The sequence below is a fragment of the Myroides odoratimimus genome (genome assembly GCF_004337635.1).
GTDB classification, from domain to species: domain Bacteria; phylum Bacteroidota; class Bacteroidia; order Flavobacteriales; family Flavobacteriaceae; genus Flavobacterium; species Flavobacterium odoratimimum.
Map to the genome: position 1 here is coordinate 246,985 of NZ_CP037427.1, position 26,308 is coordinate 273,292.

General features: G+C 36.6%; 14 protein-coding genes, 2 tRNA genes and 2 rRNA genes. 7 read left to right on the forward strand and 11 right to left on the reverse strand.

From position 1 onward, the window contains the following. Positions 1-65: 65 nt before the first annotated feature. The 7 genes from E0Z07_RS01160 to E0Z07_RS01190 all read right to left on the reverse strand — a co-directional run bounded on the left by E0Z07_RS01160 (position 66) and on the right by E0Z07_RS01190 (position 9,378). Positions 66-2,949 (reverse strand): 23S ribosomal RNA (locus tag E0Z07_RS01160). A gap of 151 nt (positions 2,950-3,100) precedes the next feature. Further along, positions 3,101-3,174 (reverse strand) — tRNA-Ala (locus E0Z07_RS01165). A 91-nt stretch (positions 3,175-3,265) separates the two neighbouring features. Next, positions 3,266-3,339 (reverse strand) — tRNA-Ile (locus E0Z07_RS01170). A gap of 82 nt (positions 3,340-3,421) precedes the next feature. Beyond that, positions 3,422-4,939 (reverse strand): 16S ribosomal RNA (locus E0Z07_RS01175). Together the 16S and 23S rRNA genes with 2 tRNA genes alongside form the textbook arrangement of a ribosomal RNA operon. Before the next feature lie 690 nt (positions 4,940-5,629). Further along, positions 5,630-6,817 carry a porin gene (locus tag E0Z07_RS01180; RefSeq protein ID WP_006260171.1) on the reverse strand — a complete coding sequence of 396 codons (1,188 nt, stop codon included), beginning with the start codon at positions 6,815-6,817 and terminating at the stop codon, positions 5,630-5,632. 30 nt (positions 6,818-6,847) lie between these two features. Then, the gene (locus E0Z07_RS01185; protein WP_006264384.1) at positions 6,848-8,194 is read right to left on the reverse strand and encodes an anaerobic C4-dicarboxylate transporter family protein; all 1,347 of its coding nucleotides are present in this window, start codon (positions 8,192-8,194) and stop codon (positions 6,848-6,850) included. A gap of 113 nt (positions 8,195-8,307) precedes the next feature. After that, positions 8,308-9,378 (reverse strand): type II asparaginase, encoded by a 1,071-nt coding sequence (locus E0Z07_RS01190; RefSeq protein WP_006260173.1) that lies wholly within the window; start codon positions 9,376-9,378, stop codon positions 8,308-8,310. A gap of 809 nt (positions 9,379-10,187) precedes the next feature. Between E0Z07_RS01190 and E0Z07_RS01195 the strand changes: the two genes are divergently transcribed. Further along, complete coding sequence (locus tag E0Z07_RS01195; RefSeq protein WP_225581972.1) at positions 10,188-10,598, forward strand: hypothetical protein; 411 nt, start codon at positions 10,188-10,190, stop codon at positions 10,596-10,598. A gap of 58 nt (positions 10,599-10,656) precedes the next feature. Here the strand turns inward: E0Z07_RS01195 and E0Z07_RS01200 are convergent, their stop codons facing one another. The 3 genes from E0Z07_RS01200 to E0Z07_RS01210 form a co-directional block, all read right to left on the reverse strand. After that, positions 10,657-11,034, reverse strand: a complete 378-nt coding sequence (locus E0Z07_RS01200; protein ID WP_006260175.1) for a DUF2752 domain-containing protein — start codon at positions 11,032-11,034, stop codon at positions 10,657-10,659. Positions 11,035-11,043: 9 nt separating this feature from the next. Further along, positions 11,044-11,397: a CD225/dispanin family protein gene (locus tag E0Z07_RS01205; protein WP_006261922.1), complete on the reverse strand. Its 354-nt coding sequence runs from the start codon at positions 11,395-11,397 to the stop codon at positions 11,044-11,046. A 107-nt stretch (positions 11,398-11,504) separates the two neighbouring features. Continuing rightward, complete coding sequence (locus E0Z07_RS01210) at positions 11,505-12,086, reverse strand: hypothetical protein (RefSeq protein ID WP_006260177.1); 582 nt, start codon at positions 12,084-12,086, stop codon at positions 11,505-11,507. Positions 12,087-12,475: 389 nt separating this feature from the next. On the opposite strand from E0Z07_RS01210, the gene E0Z07_RS01215 reads away from it, so the two are divergent. Then, complete coding sequence (locus E0Z07_RS01215; protein WP_006260178.1) at positions 12,476-12,886, forward strand: NUDIX hydrolase; 411 nt, start codon at positions 12,476-12,478, stop codon at positions 12,884-12,886. 264 nt (positions 12,887-13,150) lie between these two features. Here the strand turns inward: E0Z07_RS01215 and E0Z07_RS01220 are convergent, their stop codons facing one another. Further along, the gene (locus E0Z07_RS01220; protein WP_006260179.1) at positions 13,151-13,732 is read right to left on the reverse strand and encodes a PhnA domain-containing protein; all 582 of its coding nucleotides are present in this window, start codon (positions 13,730-13,732) and stop codon (positions 13,151-13,153) included. A 303-nt stretch (positions 13,733-14,035) separates the two neighbouring features. Between E0Z07_RS01220 and E0Z07_RS01225 the strand changes: the two genes are divergently transcribed. The 5 genes from E0Z07_RS01225 to E0Z07_RS01245 all read left to right on the forward strand — a co-directional run bounded on the left by E0Z07_RS01225 (position 14,036) and on the right by E0Z07_RS01245 (position 26,242). Beyond that, positions 14,036-15,703 (forward strand): formate--tetrahydrofolate ligase, encoded by a 1,668-nt coding sequence (locus E0Z07_RS01225; protein WP_006261923.1) that lies wholly within the window; start codon positions 14,036-14,038, stop codon positions 15,701-15,703. Between the two features lie 202 nt (positions 15,704-15,905). Continuing rightward, positions 15,906-18,239, forward strand: a complete 2,334-nt coding sequence (locus E0Z07_RS01230; RefSeq protein WP_016650495.1) for a TonB-dependent receptor — start codon at positions 15,906-15,908, stop codon at positions 18,237-18,239. 216 nt (positions 18,240-18,455) lie between these two features. Further along, on the forward strand, positions 18,456-19,181 hold the full coding sequence (locus E0Z07_RS01235; protein ID WP_006261925.1) for an OB-fold-containig protein: 726 nt from the start codon (positions 18,456-18,458) through the stop codon (positions 19,179-19,181). A gap of 25 nt (positions 19,182-19,206) precedes the next feature. Continuing rightward, complete coding sequence (locus tag E0Z07_RS01240; RefSeq protein WP_006261927.1) at positions 19,207-21,282, forward strand: flotillin family protein; 2,076 nt, start codon at positions 19,207-19,209, stop codon at positions 21,280-21,282. 118 nt (positions 21,283-21,400) lie between these two features. Then, complete coding sequence (locus E0Z07_RS01245; RefSeq protein WP_006261930.1) at positions 21,401-26,242, forward strand: DNA repair ATPase; 4,842 nt, start codon at positions 21,401-21,403, stop codon at positions 26,240-26,242. Positions 26,243-26,308 lie beyond the last annotated feature (66 nt).

Here is a 26,308-nt window from a genome sequence, read left to right on the forward strand (position 1 = left end):
ATTGATATTTTAAACTTAACTATACTTTAGAAAGTTGCCCTCCCCTTGTTAATACAAGGGGAGACTCACATAAGCTTACGGGTTATTAGTACTACTCGACTTTGACATTACTGTCTTTACATCTATAGCCTATCAACGTTGTAATCTCCAACGACCCTTTAAAGAAATCTCATCTTGTGGTGGGTTTCGCACTTATATGCTTTCAGCGCTTATCCCTTCCCAACGTAGCTACTCTGCGATGCCCCTGGCGAGACAACAGATGCACTAGAGGTTGGTCCAATTCGGTCCTCTCGTACTAGAATCAGATCCACTCAAATTTCTAACGCCCACAGTAGATAGAGACCGAACTGTCTCACGACGTTCTGAACCCAGCTCGCGTGCCACTTTAATGGGCGAACAGCCCAACCCTTGGGACCTTCTCCAGCCCCAGGATGTGACGAGCCGACATCGAGGTGCCAAACCCCCCCGTCGATATGAGCTCTTGGGGGAGATCAGCCTGTTATCCCCGGCGTACCTTTTATCCTTTGAGCGATGGCCCTTCCATGCGGAACCACCGGATCACTATGCTCTACTTTCGTACCTGTTCGACTTGTTAGTCTTTCAGTCAAGCTCCCTTATACCATTGCACTCTACGCACGGTTACCAAGCGTGCTGAGGGAACCTTTAGAAGCCTCCGTTACTCTTTTGGAGGCGACCACCCCAGTCAAACTACCCACCAAGCAATGTCCTCCCCAATAAGGGAGTTAGATCTCAAATAAGCAAAGGGTGGTATTTCAACAATGACTCCACAACGCCTAGCGACGCCATTTCACAGTCTCCCACCTATCCTACACATCACTTATCCAAGAACAATACTAAGCTATAGTAAAGGTGCACAGGGTCTTTTCGTCCCACTGCGGGTAATCGGCATCTTCACCGATACTACAATTTCACCGAGCTCATGGCTGAGACAGTGTCCAGATCGTTACACCATTCGTGCAGGTCGGAACTTACCCGACAAGGAATTTCGCTACCTTAGGACCGTTATAGTTACGGCCGCCGTTTACTGGGGCTTCAATTCAATGCTTCTCCGAAGATAACATCTCCTCTTAACCTTCCAGCACCGGGCAGGTGTCAGGCCCTATACGTCATCTTACGATTTTGCAGAGCCCTGTGTTTTTGATAAACAGTCGCCTGGACCTTTTCACTGCGGCCAGCTTGCGCTGGCGACCTTTCTCCCGAAGTTACAGGTCTATTTTGCCTAGTTCCTTAGCCATGAATCTCTCGAGCGCCTTAGGATACTCTCCTCGACTACCTGTGTCGGTTTACGGTACGGGTACTAATAATCTAAGTTTAGAAGCTTTTCTTGACAGCCCTTAGGCACACTATCTCGTTGTCCGAAGACTCAAAGTACTATCGCATTTCTCCAAGTCTGACGCATTTTACTATCAAACCTATAGGTACGTGCTTCAACGAACTATTCCGTCAGTTCGCGGTGCTTTCATCACTGTGTCACTCCATCACAATTATCAGTAGTACGGGAATATTAACCCGTTGGCCATCGACGTCCCCCTTCGGGTGTGCCTTAGGTCCCGACTAACCCTCAGCTGATTAGCATAGCTGAGGAAACCTTAGTCTTACGGCGGGGGTGTTTCTCGCACCCCTTATCGTTACTTATGCCTACATTTTCTTTTCTAAAAGCTCCAGCAATTCTCACAAATCACCTTCTGCGCCGTTAGAATGCTCCCCTACCACTCACGCAACTAAATGCGCAAATCCATAGCTTCGGTAGTATACTTATGCCCGATTATTATCCATGCTCGATCGCTCGACTAGTGAGCTGTTACGCACTCTTTAAATGAATGGCTGCTTCCAAGCCAACATCCTAGCTGTCTGGGCAATCAAACCGCGTTTTTTCAACTTAGCATACATTTGGGGACCTTAGCTGATGGTCTGGGTTCTTTCCCTCTCGGACATGGACCTTAGCACCCATGCCCTCACTGATGATTATCATTACTTAGCATTCGGAGTTTGTCAGGAATTGGTAGGCGGTGAAGCCCCCGCATCCAATCAGTAGCTCTACCTCTAAGTAACTATCGATCATCGCTGCACCTAAATGCATTTCGGGGAGTACGAGCTATTTCCGAGTTTGATTGGCCTTTCACCCCTACCCACAGGTCATCCGAAAACTTTTCAGCGTTAAACGGTTCGGTCCTCCATTTAGTGTTACCTAAACTTCAACCTGCCCATGGGTAGATCACACGGTTTCGCGTCTACCACTACTGACTTAAGCGCCCTATTAAGACTCGCTTTCGCTACGGATCCATGACTTAATCACTTATCCTTGCCAGCAACGGTAACTCGTAGGCTCATTATGCAAAAGGCACGCCGTCACTTCACGTAGAAGCTCCGACCGCTTGTAGGCGTATGGTTTCAGGATCTGTTTCACTCCGTTATTCACGGTTCTTTTCACCTTTCCCTCACGGTACTGGTTCACTATCGGTCTCTCAGGAGTATTTAGCCTTAGCGGATGGTCCCGCCAGTTTCAATCAAGGTTTCACGTGCCCCGACCTACTCAGGATACCACTATCCTTATCTTCTCTTACCAATACGGGACTATCACCCTCTTCGGTTTACCTTTCCAGGTAATTCTTATTAAATCCGCAAGAAATGTCGTGGTCCTACAACCCCAAAATTGCCGTAACAACTTTGGTTTGGGCTATTCCGCGTTCGCTCGCCACTACTTACGGAATCACTTTTGTTTTCTTCTCCTCCGCCTACTTAGATGTTTCAGTTCAGCGGGTTCGCCTCCATATTGGATAGTATGTCTTCAACATACTGGGTTGCCCCATTCGGATATCTACGGATCAACTCGTGTGTGCCAATCCCCGTAGCTTTTCGCAGCTTATCACGTCCTTCTTCGCCTCTGAGAGCCTAGGCATTCCCCATACGCCCTTATTTTGCTTATGTGCTTACAATTCTTTCGAATCGTACTTTCTATATATTTCTATATCTTTTTTATTCTTTCTAACTGTTTTGTTAGTTAAGTTTTATCAATATGTCAATGAACTTGTGGCGAATCGCCACTGATAATTAAACCAGTTTTGATTTTATGCCGTAGTGGAGAATATCGGAGTCGAACCGATGACCTCCTGCGTGCAAGGCAGGCGCTCTAGCCAGCTGAGCTAATCCCCCATATCTAGTGTTTGGTTAACAGCTTACAGTTAACAGTAACTTTTGGGCGGTTAGTTTAACCTCTAGTATTTCCTTCAAATTAGTAAATTAGTAGTCCCGGGCAGACTCGAACTGCCGACCCCTACATTATCAGTGTAGTACTCTAACCAGCTGAGCTACGAGACTCTGTATTACTTAATTCTTTTATTCTTTTTTTTTGGTATTAACAGCGAGAGTAAAGTATCATACTTCTATAATTATTCTCTAGAAAGGAGGTGTTCCAGCCGCACCTTCCGGTACGGCTACCTTGTTACGACTTAGCCCTAGTTACTAGTTTTACCCTAGGCAGCTCCTTGCGGTCACCGACTTCAGGTACCCCCAGCTTCCATGGCTTGACGGGCGGTGTGTACAAGGCCCGGGAACGTATTCACCGGATCATGGCTGATATCCGATTACTAGCGATTCCAGCTTCATAGAGTCGAGTTGCAGACTCCAATCCGAACTGAGACAAGCTTTGGAGATTCGCATCCTGTTGCCAGGTAGCTGCTTTCTGTACTTGCCATTGTAGCACGTGTGTAGCCCAGGACGTAAGGGCCGTGATGATTTGACGTCATCCCCACCTTCCTCACGGTTTGCACCGGCAGTCTTGCTAGAGTCCCCGCCACTACGCGCTGGTAACTAACAATAGGGGTTGCGCTCGTTATAGGACTTAACCTGACACCTCACGGCACGAGCTGACGACAACCATGCAGCACCTTGTAAATTGTCCGAAGAAAAATCTGTTTCCAAATCTATCAATCTACATTTAAGCCCTGGTAAGGTTCCTCGCGTATCATCGAATTAAACCACATGCTCCACCGCTTGTGCGGGCCCCCGTCAATTCCTTTGAGTTTCATTCTTGCGAACGTACTCCCCAGGTGGGATACTTATCACTTTCGCTTAGCCACTCAGTCCGAAAACCGAACAGCTAGTATCCATCGTTTACGGCGTGGACTACCAGGGTATCTAATCCTGTTCGCTCCCCACGCTTTCGTTCATCAGCGTCAATAAGTACGTAGTAACCTGCCTTCGCAATTGGTATTCCATGTAATATCTAAGCATTTCACCGCTACACTACATATTCTAGTTACTTCCATACTATTCAAGTCAAACAGTATCAATGGCCGTGTCTTAGTTAAGCTAAGAAATTTCACCACTGACTTATCTGACCGCCTACGAACCCTTTAAACCCAATAATTCCGGATAACGCTCGGATCCTCCGTATTACCGCGGCTGCTGGCACGGAGTTAGCCGATCCTTATTCTTACAGTACCGTCAAGTCCCTACTCGTAGGGAGGTTTCTTCCTGTACAAAAGCAGTTTACAATCCATAGGACCGTCATCCTGCACGCGGCATGGCTGGTTCAGAGTTGCCTCCATTGACCAATATTCCTCACTGCTGCCTCCCGTAGGAGTCTGGTCCGTGTCTCAGTACCAGTGTGGGGGATCTCCCTCTCAGGACCCCTAATCATCGTTGCCTTGGTATGCCGTTACCACACCAACTAGCTAATGATACGCATGCCCATCTTATACCGATAAATCTTTATTATCAATACGATGCCATATCGATAAACCATGGAGCATTAATCCGAATTTCTTCGGGCTATTCCCCTGTATAAGGTAGGTTGCATACGCGTTACTCACCCGTGCGCCGGTCTCAAAAAAGCAAGCTCTTTCTACCCCTCGACTTGCATGTGTTAGGCCTGCCGCTAGCGTTCATCCTGAGCCAGGATCAAACTCTTCATCGTATATTTTTAATTTCGTAAATTAAAAAAGTATAATTCCAAATCTTTTCGATTTGCCTTACTCTCTTATTTGTATGCTGTCAATCCAATATGTTTATGAACGTTGTCTTCTTATTTCTAAGCCTCACTTGTTTTTCAAAGCGAGTGCAAAAGTAAAAACTTATTTTGAATTAGCAAAACTTTTTAAGAAAATATTTTTCTTTATTTTTTCGCTCAACTCCCGTTTTTACTGAAGCGGACTGCAAAGATACTACCTTATTTTTTACTTATCCAAATTTATTTTTGTAAATTTTTTAAAGCTTATTTTTTAGTCGCTCTTGCTTCAATTTTTGTTTATGATCGTCTGCTCTTCGAGACATCGTTACCGTAGCAACTACTTCTCTAATGCGGATGCAAAAGTAGTATCTTTTCTCTTACTTCCAAACTTATCTTTACCTTTTTTTCAATGTTTTTGAAAAGTATTTCATAACTCATTATTATACCACCTTTTACGATCGAAAGTTTTTTTGTCTTTTTTTAAAGGTTATAGCCTTTAGGCATATCTATACTATATATACGTAACGCTAGAGGGCGAAATATATTTAATATTGTACTATAGTATATATAGTAAGGCACTATTGACCTACTCCTATAAAAAAGATAAGCTCTAAGTCAGTAGACTTAGAGCTTATACTTATTATTATGACATATTTATTATAGTATCAATAAAGGAGCAACAAATCCTATTGTCAATCTTCCTGTATTATAATTTTCTAATCCTAAATTATTCTTAGCATAAGATGAGTAATTGTAATATCTTCCTACATAAGACACAAAGAACCTCACATTAATATCCTTAAATGGTATATACTGTACTGTTGGTATAAAACCATAACTTGTTCTCAAGCGATCTGTACCACTTGTAGTACTCTCTATATTCTTACCATAAGCGTTACTAGTCATCAATGTTAATGATAAATTTAACTTAGGAGTAACTAAGTAATCTGCCTTAATCCAGTTATCCATATAAGCTACATTTTCACTCACATGTCCTTTAACACCATCTGCTAAGGTATTATTCACCATATAACTAACCATCCCTTTACGATCTAGATCTTCCTTGCTATACTGGAAGTCATACATAATGGTTAATTTATCATCTTGATACTTATGACCAAGGGACACATAGTTCATCACTTTACTTTTGGCTTCTTGAAAGTAACTATAACTATAATTTGTTTGGAACTTACCACCAAAGAAATTACCTCTCCAATTCGTAACAAAAGCCAAAGGCATTTTTGCTTTTTCTATATTAGTAATATCAAAATCCTGATACTGGTCTTCAAAATGCTGTGTTCTAGAATTTAGCACTTGCAATCCAAAAGAATGCCCATTATCCAGAGTATGTGTAACCCCAACTCCTGTCAAGAAATTATCAGCATGTTGCAATATATCATTATACTGTAAAATCTCGATTGGATTTAAATCAAACTCAAATCCTCCCCAGTCAGTACTCATCTTACCAATGTCTAATCTAGTCTTAGGATCAAGGTAAATTCCAACAAATGCCATATCAACCCCTCTTTCGATATGATCTTTAGTTCCTATTTCAGATTTCTGAGTATATCTATTCCTAAATCTAAAATACACTCGATCATGTATTTTCCCCTTTATCTCAATACGTGCTTGATTATTATCAAACTCAGAGTTTGTAAAAGTTCCGTTATCAAAATAACTCTCAAACCCTACTCTAGTATGAAATAGAACGTCTATATTTTTTAACAATCCTACTTTCTCGACGGGGATAATAGGTTTTACAATTGTGTCTGTAGAAGATTGCGGTTCCTGAGCCATTGCTCCCGCACTTACAAACATCGTCATTAATAATAATGCCTTTTTCATTTTCATTTTTTTTATTTAATTCTTCATTTTTTATAATAATATAGCTCCTAATAAGAAACCGGCTGTTACTGCAACACCTATAGCAACTAACCCTGGAATCATAAAACTGTGATTCACTACAAACTTCCCGATTTTAGTACTTCCTGTTCTATCAAAATTAATTGCTGCTAGCAATGTTGGATAACCTGGTAATACGAAATCCGCATTTACTGCTGGGAAAATTGCAATCAACGCTGGATTAGACAATCCTAAAGACACCCCTAGAGGCATCATCGTTTTAGTTGTAGCTGCTTGACTAAACATCAAGGCACCTAAAATAAATACAGCAATAGCAAAAGTCCACGGATATGCAGAAACCACATCGGTCATAAATGCTTTTATCACCACCTCATTATGCGCCATAAAAGTAGAGCTCATCCATACTACCCCAAACACAGAGACTACCGCAGTAGCCATAGAACTAAAGAGACTAACCTTTGTCACTGCTATAGCACTTGTCTTGGTCGTAATCATCATTAGAGCAGACGCAGTCAATGTAATCATACTTATCACTGCTACCATCTGTAGTTCTCCATTAGCCTTAAGCACTAAGCTTGCAGCCCCAGGTTCAAACACAGGAAGTAATTGAGGAAAAGCACCCGCTAGAACAATTAATAACACTGCTATAGAAAATATAACAACAGAACTCTTCGCTCCTTTTTTTAACTCTTTTTTCTCTCCTACCTCGTCTGCATCAAGACTTTTAGCAAACTCAGGGTCTCTCATCTTCTCAATAAATATAGGATCATCTTCTAACTCTTTCCCTTTCTTAAGAACAGATAAACAACCTATTAAAATACCAATAAGACAAGCTGGTATACACACCTTCATAATATCTATCAAAGCTCCTTGATAAGCTAAAATACTAGCTCCTGCAAAAGCAGCTGTCGCGGCACTCATCGGACTTCCTGTTATAGCTAAGTGAGAAGCGATAACTGATATACTTAAAGGGCGCTCAGGTCTAATTCTCTTTTTAGCTGCTACCTCAGAAATAATAGGTAATAAAGAATATAGTAAGTGCGCTGTACCAGCAAAAAGGCAAAAGAAATAAACCGTAAATGGTGCGATAAACACAATATTAGAAGGGTTACTTCGAATCACTTTTTCCGCTAATTGTACTAAGTAATCAAGTCCACCACAGGCTTGAAGTGTAGCAGCTGTAGACACAATTGCCATAATCACAAGCATTACATCTATAGGAGGGTCACCAGGACGCATACCGAATACAAATACGAATATACTTAAGCCAACCATTCCCATAACACCAAGACCAATTCCTTTCATTTGCGATCCGATAAGAATCATTCCTATCAAGATGCAGAACTGTAATAGTAACATAGCCACAAAATTTTAATTATACCTTTAGTATAGATTCTATATAAAAGGAGCGCTACACTGTATATACATTCAGTAGGCGCTCCTCTTATATTAATGGTTATAACTTATCTCTTTTAATATTTGAAGAACATATCTTGAATCACAGCTCTATCTTTGGTCTCAGTAAGTGCTAACATTAATAAGATTCTAGCTTTCTGAGGACTTAAATCATCTGCTACCACAAAACCAAGCGCATTATCATCCACCTCATTAAATAAAGTCACTCTACCTGCTCCAGCTCTTGCTGAACGACAAACTATAATACCTGATTTTGCAGCTGCTATTAAAGCATCTCCTACAGGAGCATTAAAGTTACCATTCCCCATACCAGCGTATACTATACCAGCTACACCTTCTTCTTTGGCAGCAGTCACTGCTCTAGGACTAGCATCAGCATAACCGTAAACGATTTCTACCTGAGGAAGTTTAGTTAATCCCTTTACATTAAACTTCTTCTCTGGAGATCTCAATGTTTTATAGTAGTAACTCACTTTCCCATCAAAGATCAATCCTATTGGTCCAAAATTTCTAGATTGAAATGTAGCCATATTAGTTGTCACTGTTTTTGTGACATCTCTAGCTGCAAATACTGCTTCATTCATTGCAATCACCACCCCTGCTTCTTTACTTTCAGGAGATGCAGCCACCATCACAGCATCTAATAAGTTTCTATTCCCATCTTGACTCATCGCTGTCGCAGGTCTCATCGCTCCCACTAATACCACAGGCTTATTAGAATTAATAGTCAATTCTAAAAAATAAGCAGTCTCCTCTTGGGTATCCGTTCCATGAGTGATCACTACTCCATCAGCCTCGTCTTTCTCGAATATCTCATTAATACGATTACTTAATTTCAACCAAGTTTCAATATTCATATCTTGACTACCAATCTGAGCAATCTGTTCCCCTTTAACTTTGCCAAACTTATGCATCTCAGGTACAGCATTTAGAAGATTCTCAATCGGAATTTTACCTGCAGTATAAGCTGCCTTCGTTGCCGACTCTCCTGACCCTGCTATTGTTCCTCCTGTTGCAAGGATAATCACACGAGGTTCATCCTTTGATGTATTTGAAGCTCCTTTAGTCTGAGCTTGCATTTGAAATGCTAACAATACACCGAACATTAAACTAAATACCTTTTTCATGGTTACTATAATTATAATTAATCAACTTCTACTTTTTTAAACCAATCTTCTATTCTATATCAGAGATAGATAACTCATATCGTTCTAAACTACACACCACAACTTTCATTCCCTTTTCTTATTTTTTAAAAAAAACGAATAATAAAATCTCCTATTTCCTAAAAATAATTTCTCTTAAAAATATATCAATACCCTACATCACTTTATTTTTTCACACTTTTACCTCAGAACACTAAACTTCTATATTTTTTATTTTGCCATTGTTTTAAAACAGAAAAATATAATCAAAAAAATGTCAAATAAAGTCACTTTAACACAACACTGATCTAAATAATATATAAAACTACGACAATAATTAACAATATCAAATAAGTAAAAGTAAAAAAGAATAAATAAATATTCGGCAATAATATTCCAAACTACAGCTTTTTTTTAAACATATTTCAATATAATAAAAAAAACTGCAGCTATAAGAGCTTATTATTTCGTCTCTTTTATTCGATAAATAGTGAAATTTTAGATAAAAAATAATACAATCATTTTTCTGAATCAATTCTGTTAAAAAAAACACAATAAAACTTTACTCCATACACTTTTAATGACAACGTCTATTAACTATATATAACGACAATTTAACTACTAGTCTAGAAGTCATCGATGGTGTAATCTGTATCATTGGACAAAACGATGTTATCGGAGTTGGTCAAGATGGAAATATTATATACCACAACACGTATAAAGAACCAGGAGAAGCAGGAAGACGTTTACTAAAATCAGCGTCTATAGCTGGTAATGCTTATATGGGGGCTATGAATACTAAAAACCAAGCCATAACAAGTGCGACCTATTCTGTATCTTATCGCAATGCTAATGGTCAAGTAGTAGAAAGCAAAGACTATGTATTCAGTGAGAAAGATCGTGCTAAAGCACAAAAAACACTAAATACTCAACAGTCCCTTATGAATGACCTGAATAGTACTATCACTCCATTGGTACAAAGTAGATTTAATGCTCTTAAACAAACTGCTGAATACGCTTATGTATTCGCTAGAGGTACTGAAGGAGAAACTACACAACTAGTCAAAGTGAGAAAGAAAGACGGTAAAGAAGTAGATAAAATAGCTATTGATAACAATAGACCTCTATACGAAATAGACCCTATCACAAGTAGTATATACTATGTATATAAAAATGAACTACGCACTTTTAAAGATAAATAAGAACCTAATCTTCTTATAAATACAAAAGCCCCTTAGATTAACTAAGGGGCTTTTTACTTTACCATATATTTCTGACTATAAAGAATACAATAATAAGTGCTAGAAAAGAATAGGCAAACCAATTCGGAATAGCATATTTCTGCAAAAACTTATCATTCTTTACAATATACACTTCCACTAATGCTATATATAAAAAAGCAAGTAGAGGAAAGTATACTAATATCATTACATTATATTCTATAGCCTCTCTAAAATGTCCATGTAGTAATGCATGCAAGGCACGCTGTCCTCCACACCCAGGGCATAACCACCCTGTCTCACGATAGAACATACACGATAGACCACCATTATCACCACTCCCAAAAAACTGATAGTAATAATATAATCCAAAAAGAGGAATTATTAGAAATATGATTCTAAGTATCCAATTCTTCATTATAGTCTATTACATATTTTGAGCTGCTCTCACTTGCTCCATAATTGTTTCGAAGTATGCATTAATACCACCTGCACTCACAATATCAAAAACAGCTTTACCAATAGCGATTACAAATAATAAAATAGCTACTAAAGCTAATTTCTTCGCTGTACTAGCTGCTTTAACAGAAGCCTCATACTCACCATTATTATATTTACTAGTAGACTGACTAGACATTACGATAGCGATAATACCTAATATTAACCCAATACACCAGAAAGAACACATACCTAATACTGTAGAAGTAATAGACAGCCCCATATAGTTATTAGGCTTCTCACGTTGTTCTGTAACTTGATTTTCAAATTGATTAAATTCCATATTTTTTTATTTTGTTGAGCAAGATAGTTATTTTTATTAACATATCTATAACAAAAAAGAGAGGAAATTCCTCTCTTTTCATTATACTTATCTTATTTCTTTTATACTTATGCAAACTTTGCTATAAATTGCTCTAACTCATCAGCAAATTGATCTTGTGCATTTGCAATCACTTCATCTATAGCTTCTATTGTAAGAATTGGTTTTAATTTCGCATCAGTACGAAGCCAATCTAAGAATTCTTTATTGAACTCTGCAGCATCGAATTCTCCTTCTTCTATCAGTTCCTCTTTATCAGGGAAATAGAATTCTTCCATAAACACAACTGCTTCCACATCATAAGCTGATATCTGTAATAGCTCTTTGATATTCTTAGCAACGATAAAAACTCCTCCTTCATCACCAAAAACAACGATAGGACAGTTATCCAAACTTTTTACCGCTTTATCCTGTACCCAAAAAGCAAAAATACTACCAGTACTATTAGCCTCTGCAAAAGGAACAAACGAATTTACAAATTCTTCTTCTTCTGAAATAGATTCGATGATTCCTGGATCCTCGTCTATTAAATAGATAGCGTTAGAATAATAAGATGGAATATTCTCAGATGTCTGAAATTCCAATAAACTTTTAATTTCATTAGGTACTTTATACCCTTTAAATAATGCAGTAAATTCTTCTTTTACCATTGTGATGTTCATTTTCGCCTCTTATCAGGCTTACGGATTTTAAAAATTAAAACTAATGTAATACACTAAATCTTATTCTATACTAAGTATTACTTTGATAGAATAAAGATAAAATATTTTTTTATTGAAAAACATATTTTCACAACAAACTTATATTTTTTTTATCATTTAAGTCGATTGATATATGTAATTCATTTATTTCGTTGGTAAAAGTAATAAACTTTACTAAATGGACGACTAATTATTTAAATATTAACCATTTAATTTTAGTACTTATTCTTCTTTAATTAACCTTTTTGTACTGTTTTACTCAAGATAAAGTTTCGCAAAACATGATTGAACAGTTATTTTTAATAATACTATCTTTACATTTTAAAAAACTGTCTAATATGACAACTCCTACTATTCTATATTTAGCATCAGCATTAATAACAGATCAAGATAACCGATTACTGACTGTACGCAAAAAAACGTCTACCTATTATATGATGGCAGGTGGTAAAATCGAAAAAGGAGAAACTCCTGAACAAGCCTTAGTAAGAGAGTTAAAAGAAGAGCTAAACTTAACAGTAAACACAAATGAACTAACCCTACTGGGTACACATAGTACAGAAGCTGTGAATGAAAAGAATACTATAGTGAAAGCTCATATCTATCATATTATAATCAATCATCAAACGCTAGAAGTAGCTTCAGAAATAGCAGAAGCAAAGTGGCTCACAAGAGAAACTTATAAAGAGACTAAACTTGCACATCTCTTAGAAGAATTTAGTGTTCCTATTTGGTTAAGTTTATTCTAATCCTCTCATGCTACTAAAATATACTCTCAACATAATCACCAAGACTCTCTCAGGCTTCTAGTTTCATCTAGTACCGTACCTATTTACTTTGTAATATCAGCATTACCTTACTATAACACCTAAGTAATGACTGCGTTATTTATCGAGAATTAACGGAGTCACTACGGACTCATAACGGACTCACTACGGACTCACCGCTACCAAAAGCCAATAAAAAAGCCTCTAAGTCTAAAACAAAGAGGCTGTTATATCAGTATATGCTTATTATGCTTGTTTCTTTACGAACTTGGTTAAGATAACGATTTGTTGACCATCTATCTTTCCTTCGATTTGTTCTGTATTATCGTGTACTAAACGGATATTTCTAACAGCAGTACCGATCTTAGCATTAATAGTAGATCCTTTTACATCAAGATCTTTAATTAATGTCACAGTATCTCCTCCTACTAATACATTACCATTACAGTCCTTGTGAAGGTCTACACTTCCATCCCCTGTATGATCTCCTGTAAGTTTAGCAAACTCTAAAAGTTCATCGTCTAAATACATCATCTCTAAACTATCTGCTGCCCAACTTTCGTTACGGAAACGGTTCAGCATACGCCAAGCTACTACTTGTACAGCTGGAAATTCACTCCACATTGATGTAGTCAGACATTGCCAGTGATTAGCATCTAATTCAGCTTTCTTCTCTACTTGCTCTAAACAAGTATCACAAATATAGATTTCTCTATCTGCTTCATTAGCTGCTGCAGGTGGTACTTCATATACATTTAAATGTCCAGTTGCCTCACATAGTTCGCATTTATTACCACTTCTTTCTATTAATTGTGCTTCAGTCTTCATTTATAAAACAATATATTATTAAAGTTGTAAAGATATATGTTATTATTTAGATATAAAAAATAATAAAACACTTCAGTAATTAAACCATTTACACTACACAGATATGAATTTAATAAAACACTTAATTTTTTAGAAGCAATCTAAAAATTGAATCCTAGAATTATGGTTTCGACTTATATGTCCTGGTTTTCATTACACAATTCGCCATAATACTTATACCTTCTTTAATTAAGTACAATAGCGATAATTGCCCTTACAAAAAACCTTATCTTTACTCTTCAATAACACAAACTATCATTATAAATGAAAACAGATATCGAAATTGCTCGTGAATGTGAGTTAAAGAGAATACAAGATGTAGCACACTCTATCGGTGTAAATGAAGAAGAGCTTATCCCTTACGGAAAGTATATGGCTAAGGTTCCTCTAGATGCTATGAATACAGAGAACATCAATAAGTCAAATTTAATATTAGTTACTTCAATCACTCCTACTAAAGCAGGTATCGGTAAGACTACTGTATCTATAGGTCTAGCGTTGGGGTTAAATAAAATAGGTAAGAAAGCTGTAGTAGCTCTACGCGAGCCTTCCTTAGGTCCATGCTTTGGGATGAAAGGTGGAGCTGCAGGAGGTGGATATGCTCAGGTATTGCCTATGGAGAATATCAACCTACACTTCACAGGAGATTTTCACGCTATCACATCAGCTCATAATACGATAAGTGCTTTATTTGATAACTATATCTATCAGAATAGAGCTAATGAAAACGGAATTAAAGAAATATTGTGGAAAAGAGTATTAGATGTGAATGACCGTAGCTTGCGTTATATCAACACTGGGCTAAGAGGTAGTGCTAATGGAGTACCACAAGAATCAGGATTTGACATTACTCCAGCCTCTGAGATTATGGCTATTATGTGTCTGGCGACAGATATAGAAGACCTTAGACGCAGAATCGAAAATATCTTATTAGGGTATCGATATGACGGAAGTATGTTTACAGTAAAAGATCTAGGTGTAGCTGGAGCTATTACGGTACTATTAAAAGATGCACTTAATCCTAACTTAGTACAAACTACGGAAAACACTGCCGCCTTTATTCACGGTGGACCATTCGCTAATATTGCACATGGTTGTAACTCTGTTATCGCTACTAAAATGGCTATGAGCTATGGAGACTATGTTATCACTGAAGCAGGCTTTGGTGCAGACTTAGGTGCCGAAAAATTCTTTGATATCAAGTGTCGTAAATCTGGTTTACAACCAAAACTGACAGTGGTAGTAGCTACTGCGCAAGGATTAAAAATGCACGGTGGTGTAGCTATCGAAGATATCAAAGCTAAAAATACAGATGGTATCCGCAAAGGATTAGAGAACTTAGCTAAGCATGTAGAGAATATTAAATCTTATGGGCAAAGCATAGTAGTTGCCTTCAATAAATATGCAACTGATGATACAGAGGAACTACAAATAGTGGAGCAATACTGTAAGGATAACCACATTGGATTTGCGATTAACAATGCATTCGTAGAAGGTGGTGAAGGCGCTAAAGCCCTAGCTGAAGTAGTTGTAAACACAATAGCAAACAACCCGAGTAAACCTCTTCACTTCCCTTATCAAGACAGTGAAACAATAGCTGTAAAAATAGAGAATATCGCTAAGAAGATATATGGAGCTAATAAAGTAGAGTTCTCCTCTGCTGCTAAAAAGAAATTAGCCCAACTAAAAAACACAGATATGGATCAATATCCAGTATGTATTGCCAAAACACAATATTCATTCTCTGCAGATGCAACAGCATACGGTGTAGCTAAAGATTTTGACATTGTAATCAATGATTTAGTGATCAATAGAGGTTCTGAGTTCATCGTGGCTATAGCAGGAGATATTATGCGTATGCCTGGATTGCCAAAATCACCACAAGCGCTAAGAATTGACTTAGTAGATGGATTAATAGAAGGATTGAGCTAATCGCTGATATCATATACTATAATAGTAGGGTCGCCTTATAAAGGTGGCCCTATTCATTTTATAATAACTGTGAAATAATCAAAATTAAACATCTACTATTCAAAACTTTAACTACATATGCCTCTCAATTTACGGTCTGTTTTTTTTAATAAAGTGATGCTTTTGTATAAATTTATTCAGAATAATTCTAAATAAATAAGTTATGAAATTACTATCCTCCCGAAAAGAGAAACTCTACATCACACTATTCTCTTCATTATCAATGCTCTCACAGGCACAGCATTTAAATCTTCAAGTAAAAAATCCTTCTGGTCATGCTGTTCCTAATGTAGTTGTAGAGATAAATAATCAAAATGTAGGTATTACTGACGATACTGGTATATTCTCCCTAACAGATACTCATTCTTCTACTGTTGACTTAAGGTTAAAAGTCTTTGATTACGCTGATTACTATACGACACTTGAGTTACAAAAAGATACGATTAACAACTTTACAATTACACTTACTGTTAATCCTGAGACTATAAATGAAATTATCATTACTGCTGGCCGAAAACCAGAACACATCTCTACAGTCCCCTCTTCTGTAACGATACTTACCAAACAAGAAATAGAAACACAGAGTGATATTAATAGTAATATCAGCTATATCTTAGGTAATACAGTACCTGGACTCGCTACAGCTACTAATAAAGTAGCCAATACAGGGCAGACACTGAGAGGAAGACCTCTTCTAGTTTTAATAGATGGTATTCCACAATCTCTCCCTTTAATGAATGGAGCCCGGAGTATACGTTCTCTAGATCCTTATGTTATCGAAAAAATAGAAGTAAGAAAAGGAGCAACGTCTATCTATGGCAATGGATCTGCGGGTGGTATTATCAATTATATTACTAGAAAAGATGTAGGCAACAAACCACTAAGTGGGCAAACTAAAATAGGTACTACCTTTAACCCTTATCACAGTAGTGGAACCTTAGGCTATCAAATAGGACAGTACTTCTCAGGTAGAATAAATAACTTCAGCTACGCTATAGGTGGGCATCTTAAATACAATGGCTTACAAAGAGATGGTGAAGGCTTGCCATTAGGACAACTGGGTGGTCTATCTAATTCTTATGAGCGAAACATCTTCACAAAACTATCTTATCAGCTCAATGATTCCTCCTCATTACAACTACTCTACAATTATTACACTACCGTACAAGATGAGAAGTACAAAACGAAACCAGGACGTTATGGACAGGAGCCTGCTATAGGCATAAGAGGTAGTGAAGGTGGAAAACCAGTAGGTACACCATACAATCACAATGCTATGCTGACCTATACTAACGATGCACTTTATGCTAATACCCGATTAGACATTAGTGCTTACATCACTTCCTTTCAATCGATGAATCGTTATGTACCGAAAGGAACAGTCTGGTATGGTCCAGGTCAAACTAGGATAATATCAAAAAAGAAAGGAATGAGAACTAACTTTAATACTCCTTTTACGCTTTATAATACTCCTATTGAAATTACTTATGGTTTTGATCTACTCAGTGATATGACTATGCAAGACCTCACAGATGGTAGAATATTAACTCCCCAAATGAAAATGCTAAGCATAGCCCCTTATGCACAGTTAAAGATAGATATATTAGATGACTTTATCTTTAAAGGAGGGATTCGTTATGAAAATTCGAATGTAAAAATCAATGATTACACCACTATATCAACAGGCCCTAATAACGAAGGCTCTATAGCTGTCAATGGAGGTAAACTAACTTATAGAGCCACAGTATTTAACGCAGGTATCCGATACACTAAATATGATTACTTCAATCCATTTATCAGTTACTCACAAGGTTTTTCCCTCAATGAAGTAGGAAAAATATTGAGAAGAGCAGATGCTAATACGCTGAATAATTTAGAGACTTCCCCTGTGATTACTAATAATTACGAAATAGGTTTCTCTAGTAAATACAGCATTTTCTCACTACAAACCTCATATTATATCAGCACTTCTAAATATGGTATTAACCTTATAGATGTCGGAGGATATCTGATGCCTAGTAGAGAACCTGAAAAGATTAAAGGTTTCGAAATAGCTTTAGAGGCTAGAGTAATGAAGAGCTTAAAAATGGGTGGTACTTTCACCACTATAGAAGGAAAAACAGAGAATAAAAAAGGCATCTTAGAATATCTAGGAGGAGATAGAATACCGCCTAATAAAGCAACTGCATTTATTACATATACTCCATTCAATAAGGCTACTCTATCCTTATTTTGGATAAATACAGGAAATAGAAAACACTTTAGCCCCAACATCAATGGAAAATATAAAAACGGACAAGGTCCCATAAGTGAAGTCAATCTATTTAACCTTAGTGCAAATTATAAACCTAATAACCATTGGTCACTCTCACTTGGCATTGACAATTTATTCAATAAAACCTACTATCCGCCAGTAAGTCAATACAGAGGTATTCACGCTGACTATACTAGAGGAGTTGGAACTACAATGTCAATCCATGCAACTTATTCCTTTTAATAAAACAGATAAATAATCACTCATAAGATTGCAATTATTCTATTTGGTATCATAGAAATAAGTATATCCCAGTCCTATTTCTCAAAAGAGGTATCCTAAAAGGATAAATTGTTCGTTCATGTTATAATATTGTCAAAATAAAGCAGAACACTTTCTTAAAATTAAGTTATATTTGGTAAATTTTAAACACATATTAATATAATACGCTATTCATAAATGACAGAAATAATTCATCATTTATTCAATCCGCTTCCAAACGCTATTATGAGCGTATTAATGGGGATAACCTTTATCTATTGGATATTCTCGGCTTTATTAGGAGGTTTTGATGGTTTTGATATTGATATGGATGTCAACCCTGAAATAGATGTTGACATAGACATAGATGCAGATGTAGATACAGACTTTGATTTGCAACAAAGTCATCTAGACATTACTCATGATAAAGAGGTGGATGTAGCAGATCATGTAGATGTACGTCAGCCAAGTATCTTTATGCAGATACTTGAGTTTATGAATGTAGGGAAGATCCCTTTCATGATTGTATTAACCATCTTTAAATTCTTTACTTGGGCAGGTACATTATTAACTACTACAATCCCTAAAGTAGTGAATCTAAGTTTTTGGTCTGTTTTAATATTAATTCCACTTTCTTTTATAGCGATTATCTTAACACACTATGCTACACTTCCGCTAGTTAAGTTTTTAAAAAATACAGGCTATCACGGAGAGAAGGCAATAGACTTTATCGGAAAAGAAGGTGTTATGTTATCAAGTATCACTGCAGATAAACAAGGAAATATGGAGGTAGTCATCGATCAAGATCCAATCAAGATATTGGTACAGAGTACAGATGGTAACCAAATAAAATATGGAGAGAAAGTCATTATCATTAAAAAATGTGATAAAGAAAATATCTTCCAAGTAAGAAGAATACATTAATTATTAACTATAAACACTAAAATCTATGGGTGAGTTTGGTCTAGGGACATTAATAGCTATTATTATAGGCGCACTTTTTCTATTAGTATTATTATTTTTTGCAATACTTGCATCTTTCTATAAGAAGATACCACAAGGTAAATCTATAGTAAGAACTGGGGTTGGAGGAACTAAAGTAGCTTTCAACAAAGGTATTTATGTAATTCCTGTATTCCATAAAATGGAGATTATGGATATCTCTGTAAAAAAACTACAAATCGATAGAATGCAAAACGAAGGTCTTATCTGTAAAGACAATATTCGTGCAGATATTAAAGTAGCTTTCTTTATCAGAGTTAACAAGTCTATAGAAGACGTAATTAATGTGGCACAAACATTAGGTTGTGAGCGTGCAAGTGATGTAGAAACGCTAAGAAACATATTCGAAGCGAAGTTTTCTGAAGCTTTAAAAACAGTAGGTAAGAAATTTGAATTTATCGAATTATACGAAGCTCGTAGAGAGTTTAGAGAAGAGATTATTAATATCATAGGTAGAGACTTAAACGGGTACATCTTAGATGACTGTGCTATTGACTACTTAGAACAAACAAATATCTCTTACTTAGATCCTCAGAACATTCTTGACTCTGAAGGTATCAAAAAGATTACTGAACTTACTGCATTACAAAACATCAATGCTAATCTTATCCGTAGAGATGAGCAAAAGGTAATCAAGAAGCAAGACGTGGAAGCTCGTGAAGCTATCTTAGAACTCGAAAGACAGTTATCAGAAAAAGAAGAGAAACAACGCAGAGAAGTGGATAATATCCGCGCTCGTGAAGAAGCTGAGATTCAAAAGGTACGTGAAGAAGAACGTCTTAAATCTGAGAGTGTACGCATCTCTACTGAAGAAAGTCTAGCTGTATTAGAAGAGAATAAACTACGTCAAGTAATCATCGCTGCTAAAAATAAAGAGCGTACTGATGCTGTGGAAACAGAAAGAGTAGAAAAAGACAGAGCGTTAGAACAAACTGAAAGAGAGCGTATCGTAACATTGGCTCAAATCAACAAAGAACGCGCTGTAGAGGAAGAGAAAAAGACTATACAAGATGTTATTCGCGAAAGAGTACAGCTTGAAAAAGGAGTTGTGGAAGAACAACAAAATATCAAAGACGTCGAAGCACTACGCGCTGTAGAAAGAGAGAAACAAGTAGGTATCACTCAAGCAAGTAGACAAGCAGAAGAAAACTTAATCAGAACAGTGAAAGAGGCAGAAGCTAAAAAATCTGCTCAAGAGCAAATCTCTCAACAAATGCTAATCGAAGCAGAAGCAGAGAAAGAAGCTTCTATTAAACAAGCTGAGGCACGTAAGATACTTGCAGATGCAAAAGCTCGTGAAGATGCTACTATCGGATTAGCTGAGGCAGAAGTAATCAAAGCAAAAGCAGAGGCTGTAGAACAACAAAGTATCGTAGATGCTGCTAAAATACAACGTATAGCAACTGCTGAGGCAGCTGGTATCGAAGCGAAAGCAGAAGCGAAGAGAAAAGAAGGATTGGCTGAAGCAGAAGTGATGAAAGAAAAAGCAATAGCAGATGCTGAAGGATTAAAAGAGAAAGCAAATGCTATGAAGCAAATGGATGGTGTAGGTAAAGAACACGAAGAGTTCAAACTTCAACTTCAGAAAGAAAAAGAAGTGGAATTGGCTGCTATCACAATCCAAAAAGACATTGCTCAATCACAAGCTAACGTATTATCTTCTGCACTTCAGACTGCTAAGATTGATATCGTAGGTGGAGAAACAATGTTCTTCGAAAACATTATCAATCAAGTGACTCGTGCAAAAGGATTTGACCAATTAATCGACAAGAGTCAGAATGCTCAAGATATTAAACTTGCTTTATTAGGTGATGGTTCTACTATCAGTCAAGGTGAGTTATTTAATAATATTAAGCACTATGCAAGTCAGTTTAATATCACAACTGAAGATTTAAAGAATCTTAGTATTGCATCATTAGTACTTAAGATGCAACAAAACGCAACTGAGGACAATATGGGCTTACTAAGCAATATAGCTGATGCTGTTCAGAGTTTCGGTATAGGGAATAGAAAGTTATCTTAATGTATACTAATCACTCTTCTCTGTAGAGAAGAGTGATTTTTCTCCTATTTACCCCTACTCTATTTTTAATTTACCTACGTATTAGTCTTATCGTTCTAATACAAAGTATCCTTTATATATGGCTGAATTAGAAAACCAAAATATAGAATCATTAGATTCTAACACTTATGAGATTATACAGAAGAGACTACAGAGTCAGAAGAGTGAATTAATCCAACGATTAAATGCACTGAATGACGACCGTAAAGAGGTCTTTACTTCTGTTGATCTAAAACTTATCGCCAATCAACGTATTACGACAGAAAACAACTGTACTGCCAGAGGTATTATTGCCTTTGACACGACTTGTATTTTTGCCTATAACGTACACTTTGGGCTAAAGACTGATATTCAGTTAAGTGATGTATTTAGTATATACCGCTTTGAAAATGATCAGTTCTTACCTCAACCTTTAGATTTTATCTATGATGAGAACTTCATCAGTGATTATAAAAACTTATATAAATACTATAGAGACTCTATCTTCAGCAGATTTAAGAAGACAGAGAATTACCTCTATATGGTATTCCAAACAAGTAAGAATGCAGATAACTTAAAAGCATTTAAGTGGTTAATCAAAGATAATCAATTGATTTATCAGGATGACCGTAGCATTCACGAAGTAGTAAAGAGTCCTCAGTTTGAGTTCAATTGGATTAAGACTAATCTTGAGAACAGACGCTTAGGAGTACACCCTCACGTATCTATACAAGACAAGGTATTTATAGAAGCAGTAGGTGGTGATATTACTTTTAAAATAGAAGACAACACAGATAATGGACAAGGAATATACTCTGAACCTGTAAAGAATGCCGATCAGCAGTTAGATGATGCTGATTACTTCTACGCTGACTTAGGTAACTTTATCGCTATACGCATTAAACCTTACCAAGAGGATTTCCGTGCTTTTATCTTTAATAATAGAACAAAACAAGTTATCAATGTACCTGCTTTAAACGAGACAGGTATTCTACTTCCTGATGGACAAGGTATCTTATTCTCTAATGGATACTACTTACAGAATGGAGATTATAAAATATTTGATAACAGTGTTCACAATTTAGAGTTTGTAAGAACTATCCCTTCTCATAATGGGGAGGACTACTTATATCTATTCTATCAAGCAGAGAACAATATCTATACCCTGATGTCTTATAACATCATCAAACAACAAGTAGAAACTCCTATCGTATGTAGTGGTTTTACGTTGTTTAACGATGGTAAGTTAATCTATTTTCGCTCAGAGAATGAGGCAGTAAGACATCACGTAGTACAAATATGGGAAACTCCTTATGCTGCTACATTAATAGAGAATAAGGAACAAAAAGAGAATCACTTATACAAAATAGGGAATAAGGACATCGTTAAAGCGATGGCTGAATGTCAAGAGATCATCCACCTCATCGATAAAGAAGATTCGTATGAAGGGCTGTACGGTGATATAGCTAAGAAAGCAAATGACATTATAGATGCCTACTTCTGGATAAGAACCAAAGAAACTAAAAGCTTAGATGAACCATTAGAGCAGATAAGAAGTATCGCTAATACTGCTATAGATGAGTTTGAAAAAGTACAAGAGCAACGCAAGAGAGCCGCTGGTCTATTAACTGATCTAAAAGCGAAAGTAGATAAACAGCTCTTTAATGTTAAGAATGCTAAAGGTGATACGCTGGAAGGATTAGTACATCTATTAGCTGAAAACAGAAAGCTATTAGGTGAAGTCATCAGTGCTCGTCAGACTAAATATGTTGACTTAACTATCTTAGAGAATTATCAAGAGCAATTAGGTAAAACCAATGAATCACTATCTGATAAAACAATCGCTTTCTTACTACAAGAACAAGCACTCGTTCCTTATGAGCAAAAAGTAGTAGATCAAAAGGCTAAAGTAAATGAGGTAGTCAAAGTAATTGATGCTAATGCTATAGACGAAAACTGTAAGGCAATATCAGCTGAATTAGAACTGCTGATAGACATACTAAACAGTTTAAAAATAGAAGACACTACACAGGCGACAAAGATTATAGAGAAGATATCTGTAATATTTGCTTCGCTTAATGAGGTGCGTTCTCAACTGAAGAGAAAGATAGACTCTCTACGTACGAATGAATCTATCGCAGAGTTTCATGCTCAATTAACCTTACTTGACCAAAGTATCATCAACTTCTTAGAATTATCTAATTCTCCTGAGAAGTGTGACGAATACCATTCTAAAGTAAGTGTTCAAGTAGAAGAGTTAGAAAGTAAGTTTGCTGACTTTGATGATTTTATTCTAAAGATAGCAGATAAGCGAGAGGAAGTGTCTAAAGCTTTTGATACGCGTAAGACTCAATTAGTAGAACAAATCAATAGACGTACGAGTTCGTTAGAACAGATAGGTCTACGTATATTAAAGAATATAGAGAATAAGTCTTCTTCTTTCAAAACGAAAGAGGAGATACTTGCATTTTTCTCTACTGACCTTATGGTCGATAAGGTACGTCAATTAGTTATTGAGTTAAATGACTTAGGAGATGTATCTAAAGCTGAAAATTTAGAGAACAGCGTTAAGACGAGTCAAGAAGATGCACTGCGTACACTGAGAGATAAACAAGACCTATTCGCTGATGGAGAAAATGTCATCAGTTTAGGTACTCACAAATTCTTAGTCAACAAACAGCCATTAGACCTTACTATCGTTAGACGTAACGATATTCTGTATTATCACTTAACAGGTACCAGCTTTACTTATCCTATTCAAAATGATAAGATCTATGCCTATAAGGAGATATGGAATCAAGACATTATCTCTGAGAATAACGAAGTATATAGAGCAGAGTACTTAGCTTATCAAATAGTAAAAGAACTACGTACTAATCCTTCTTTAGATATTAATGAAGCAGTTAAATTTAGAACAGAACAGAACTACTCTGAAGGATATCTAAAAGGTGTACACGACTTTGATGGATTAGAGATTACACAAGCCTTACTGAAGCTAAAAGCAGAATTAGGAATATTGACGTATGCTCCCGCTGTTCGTGTTTCGGCACAAGTATTCTGGTATAAATTAGAAGCGGAAGTAAGAGAGTCTTTATTGAAAAATATCAATAATGCTGCCGCTGTACAAAAGGTATTCCCTAACAGTACTAACTATCAATATATAATTAGTCAATTAGAGGAGTTATATGCACAATGGCAATCACCATTGCGTGAATTAGCATACAAGAAGGAGATAGCACATTATATTTTTGAAGAGTTCTCATCAGGAGTATTCTTTACAAAAGCAGAACAAGCTTCTCTATTAAAGAAACAGTTCATTGCTTTCTTACAACAAAAGAATGCAAGTGTAACCTTTGAGAATGATATTAACGATACTACCTTATCTACATTAGATGCTTTTTATTTAATACAAAACTGGTTGTATTCTTATATAGATAACGAACCTAAAGCTGCTATATATAAAAAGTATATTGATGAAGCTTGCTGTTTATTGTTATTTGAAAAGCAATATAACTATACTTTAAAAGAGAGTACTGACACTGTAGTCTTAAACAGCTTAAAAGGGAACCACACTTTAATAGTACAAGATACTTATACATTAGACTATCACGAATATATGCACAAGCTTGAAGTATTCGAGACTGAGCGTGTCCCTATGTTTACAGACTTTATTGCTACTAAAGATATGTTGTTAAGCGAATACAAGAAATCATTAAAAGTAAACGAACTGAAACCTCGTGTACTGACTTCTTTTGTTCGTAATAAACTGATTAATGAAGTTTACTTTCCATTAATTGGAAATAACTTAGCCAAACAGATAGGAGTTTATGGTGATAACAAACGTACAGCTCGTATGGGAATGTTATTATTAGTATCTCCTCCAGGATATGGTAAGACTACTCTAATGGAATACTTGGCCAATGCTCTAGGTCTTCACTTCGTTAAGATTAACGGACCTACTATCGGACACTCTATTACTTCTATTGATCCTACAGAAGCTAAGACTTCTGGTGCAAGAGAAGAACTAAAGAAAATAAACTTATCTTTTGAGATGGCGGATAACGTAATGCTATACTTAGACGATATACAGCACTGTAGTTCTGAATTTCTACAGAAGTTTATATCTCTAGCCGATGGACAGCGTAAGATGGATGGTATCTTCGAAGGAGAGAGTAAGACTTATGACTTAAGAGGTAAGCGATTCTGTATCATTATGGCAGGTAACCCATACACAGAATCAGGAGAGAAGTTTCAGATACCTGATATGTTAGCTAACCGTGCTGATACCTATAACTTAGGAGATGTGATTGGTAGTACAGAGCATTTGTTTAAGCTAAGTTTATTAGAAAACGCGATTGCTGAGAATACCTATTTACAGAAGTTGAGTAGTAATTCATTAGACGATTTCTATAAACTGATTAACCATATCGAAACGAAGTCTGAGGAGTCACTATCATTAGAAGGAAACTTTAGTGGACAAGAGATAGAAGAGTTCACTGCTGTATTAAAGAAATCAATCACAGTAAGAGATATTGTACTAAAGGTAAATCAACAGTATATCTTAAGTGCAAGTATGGACAATGCTTATAGAACAGAGCCTGCCTTTAAACTACAAGGTTCTTACCGTGATATGAATAAGATGATGAGTAGGATCGTTCCACTGATGAACGATAGTGAAATAGATGAGTTAATCTTAACACACTATGAGAACGAATCACAGACCTTGACATCTGACACAGAAGCAAACTTACTTAAACTAAAAGAACTAGCTAACCGACTGACAGATGTAGAGCGCAAACGTTGGGAGGATATTAAAGATATCTTTATTAAACAAAACAAATTAGGTATGGCAGGTAAGGATAATCAAGTGGCTCAAGTATTAGGTCAGCTGATGGACTTCAACCAAAACTTAGAAAGCATTGCTAAAGCAATCAAAAAATAAAATTACCTAAACGGTCTGTATAAATAACAGACCGTTTTTTTTATTTATACATTTACTGCCTTCAAT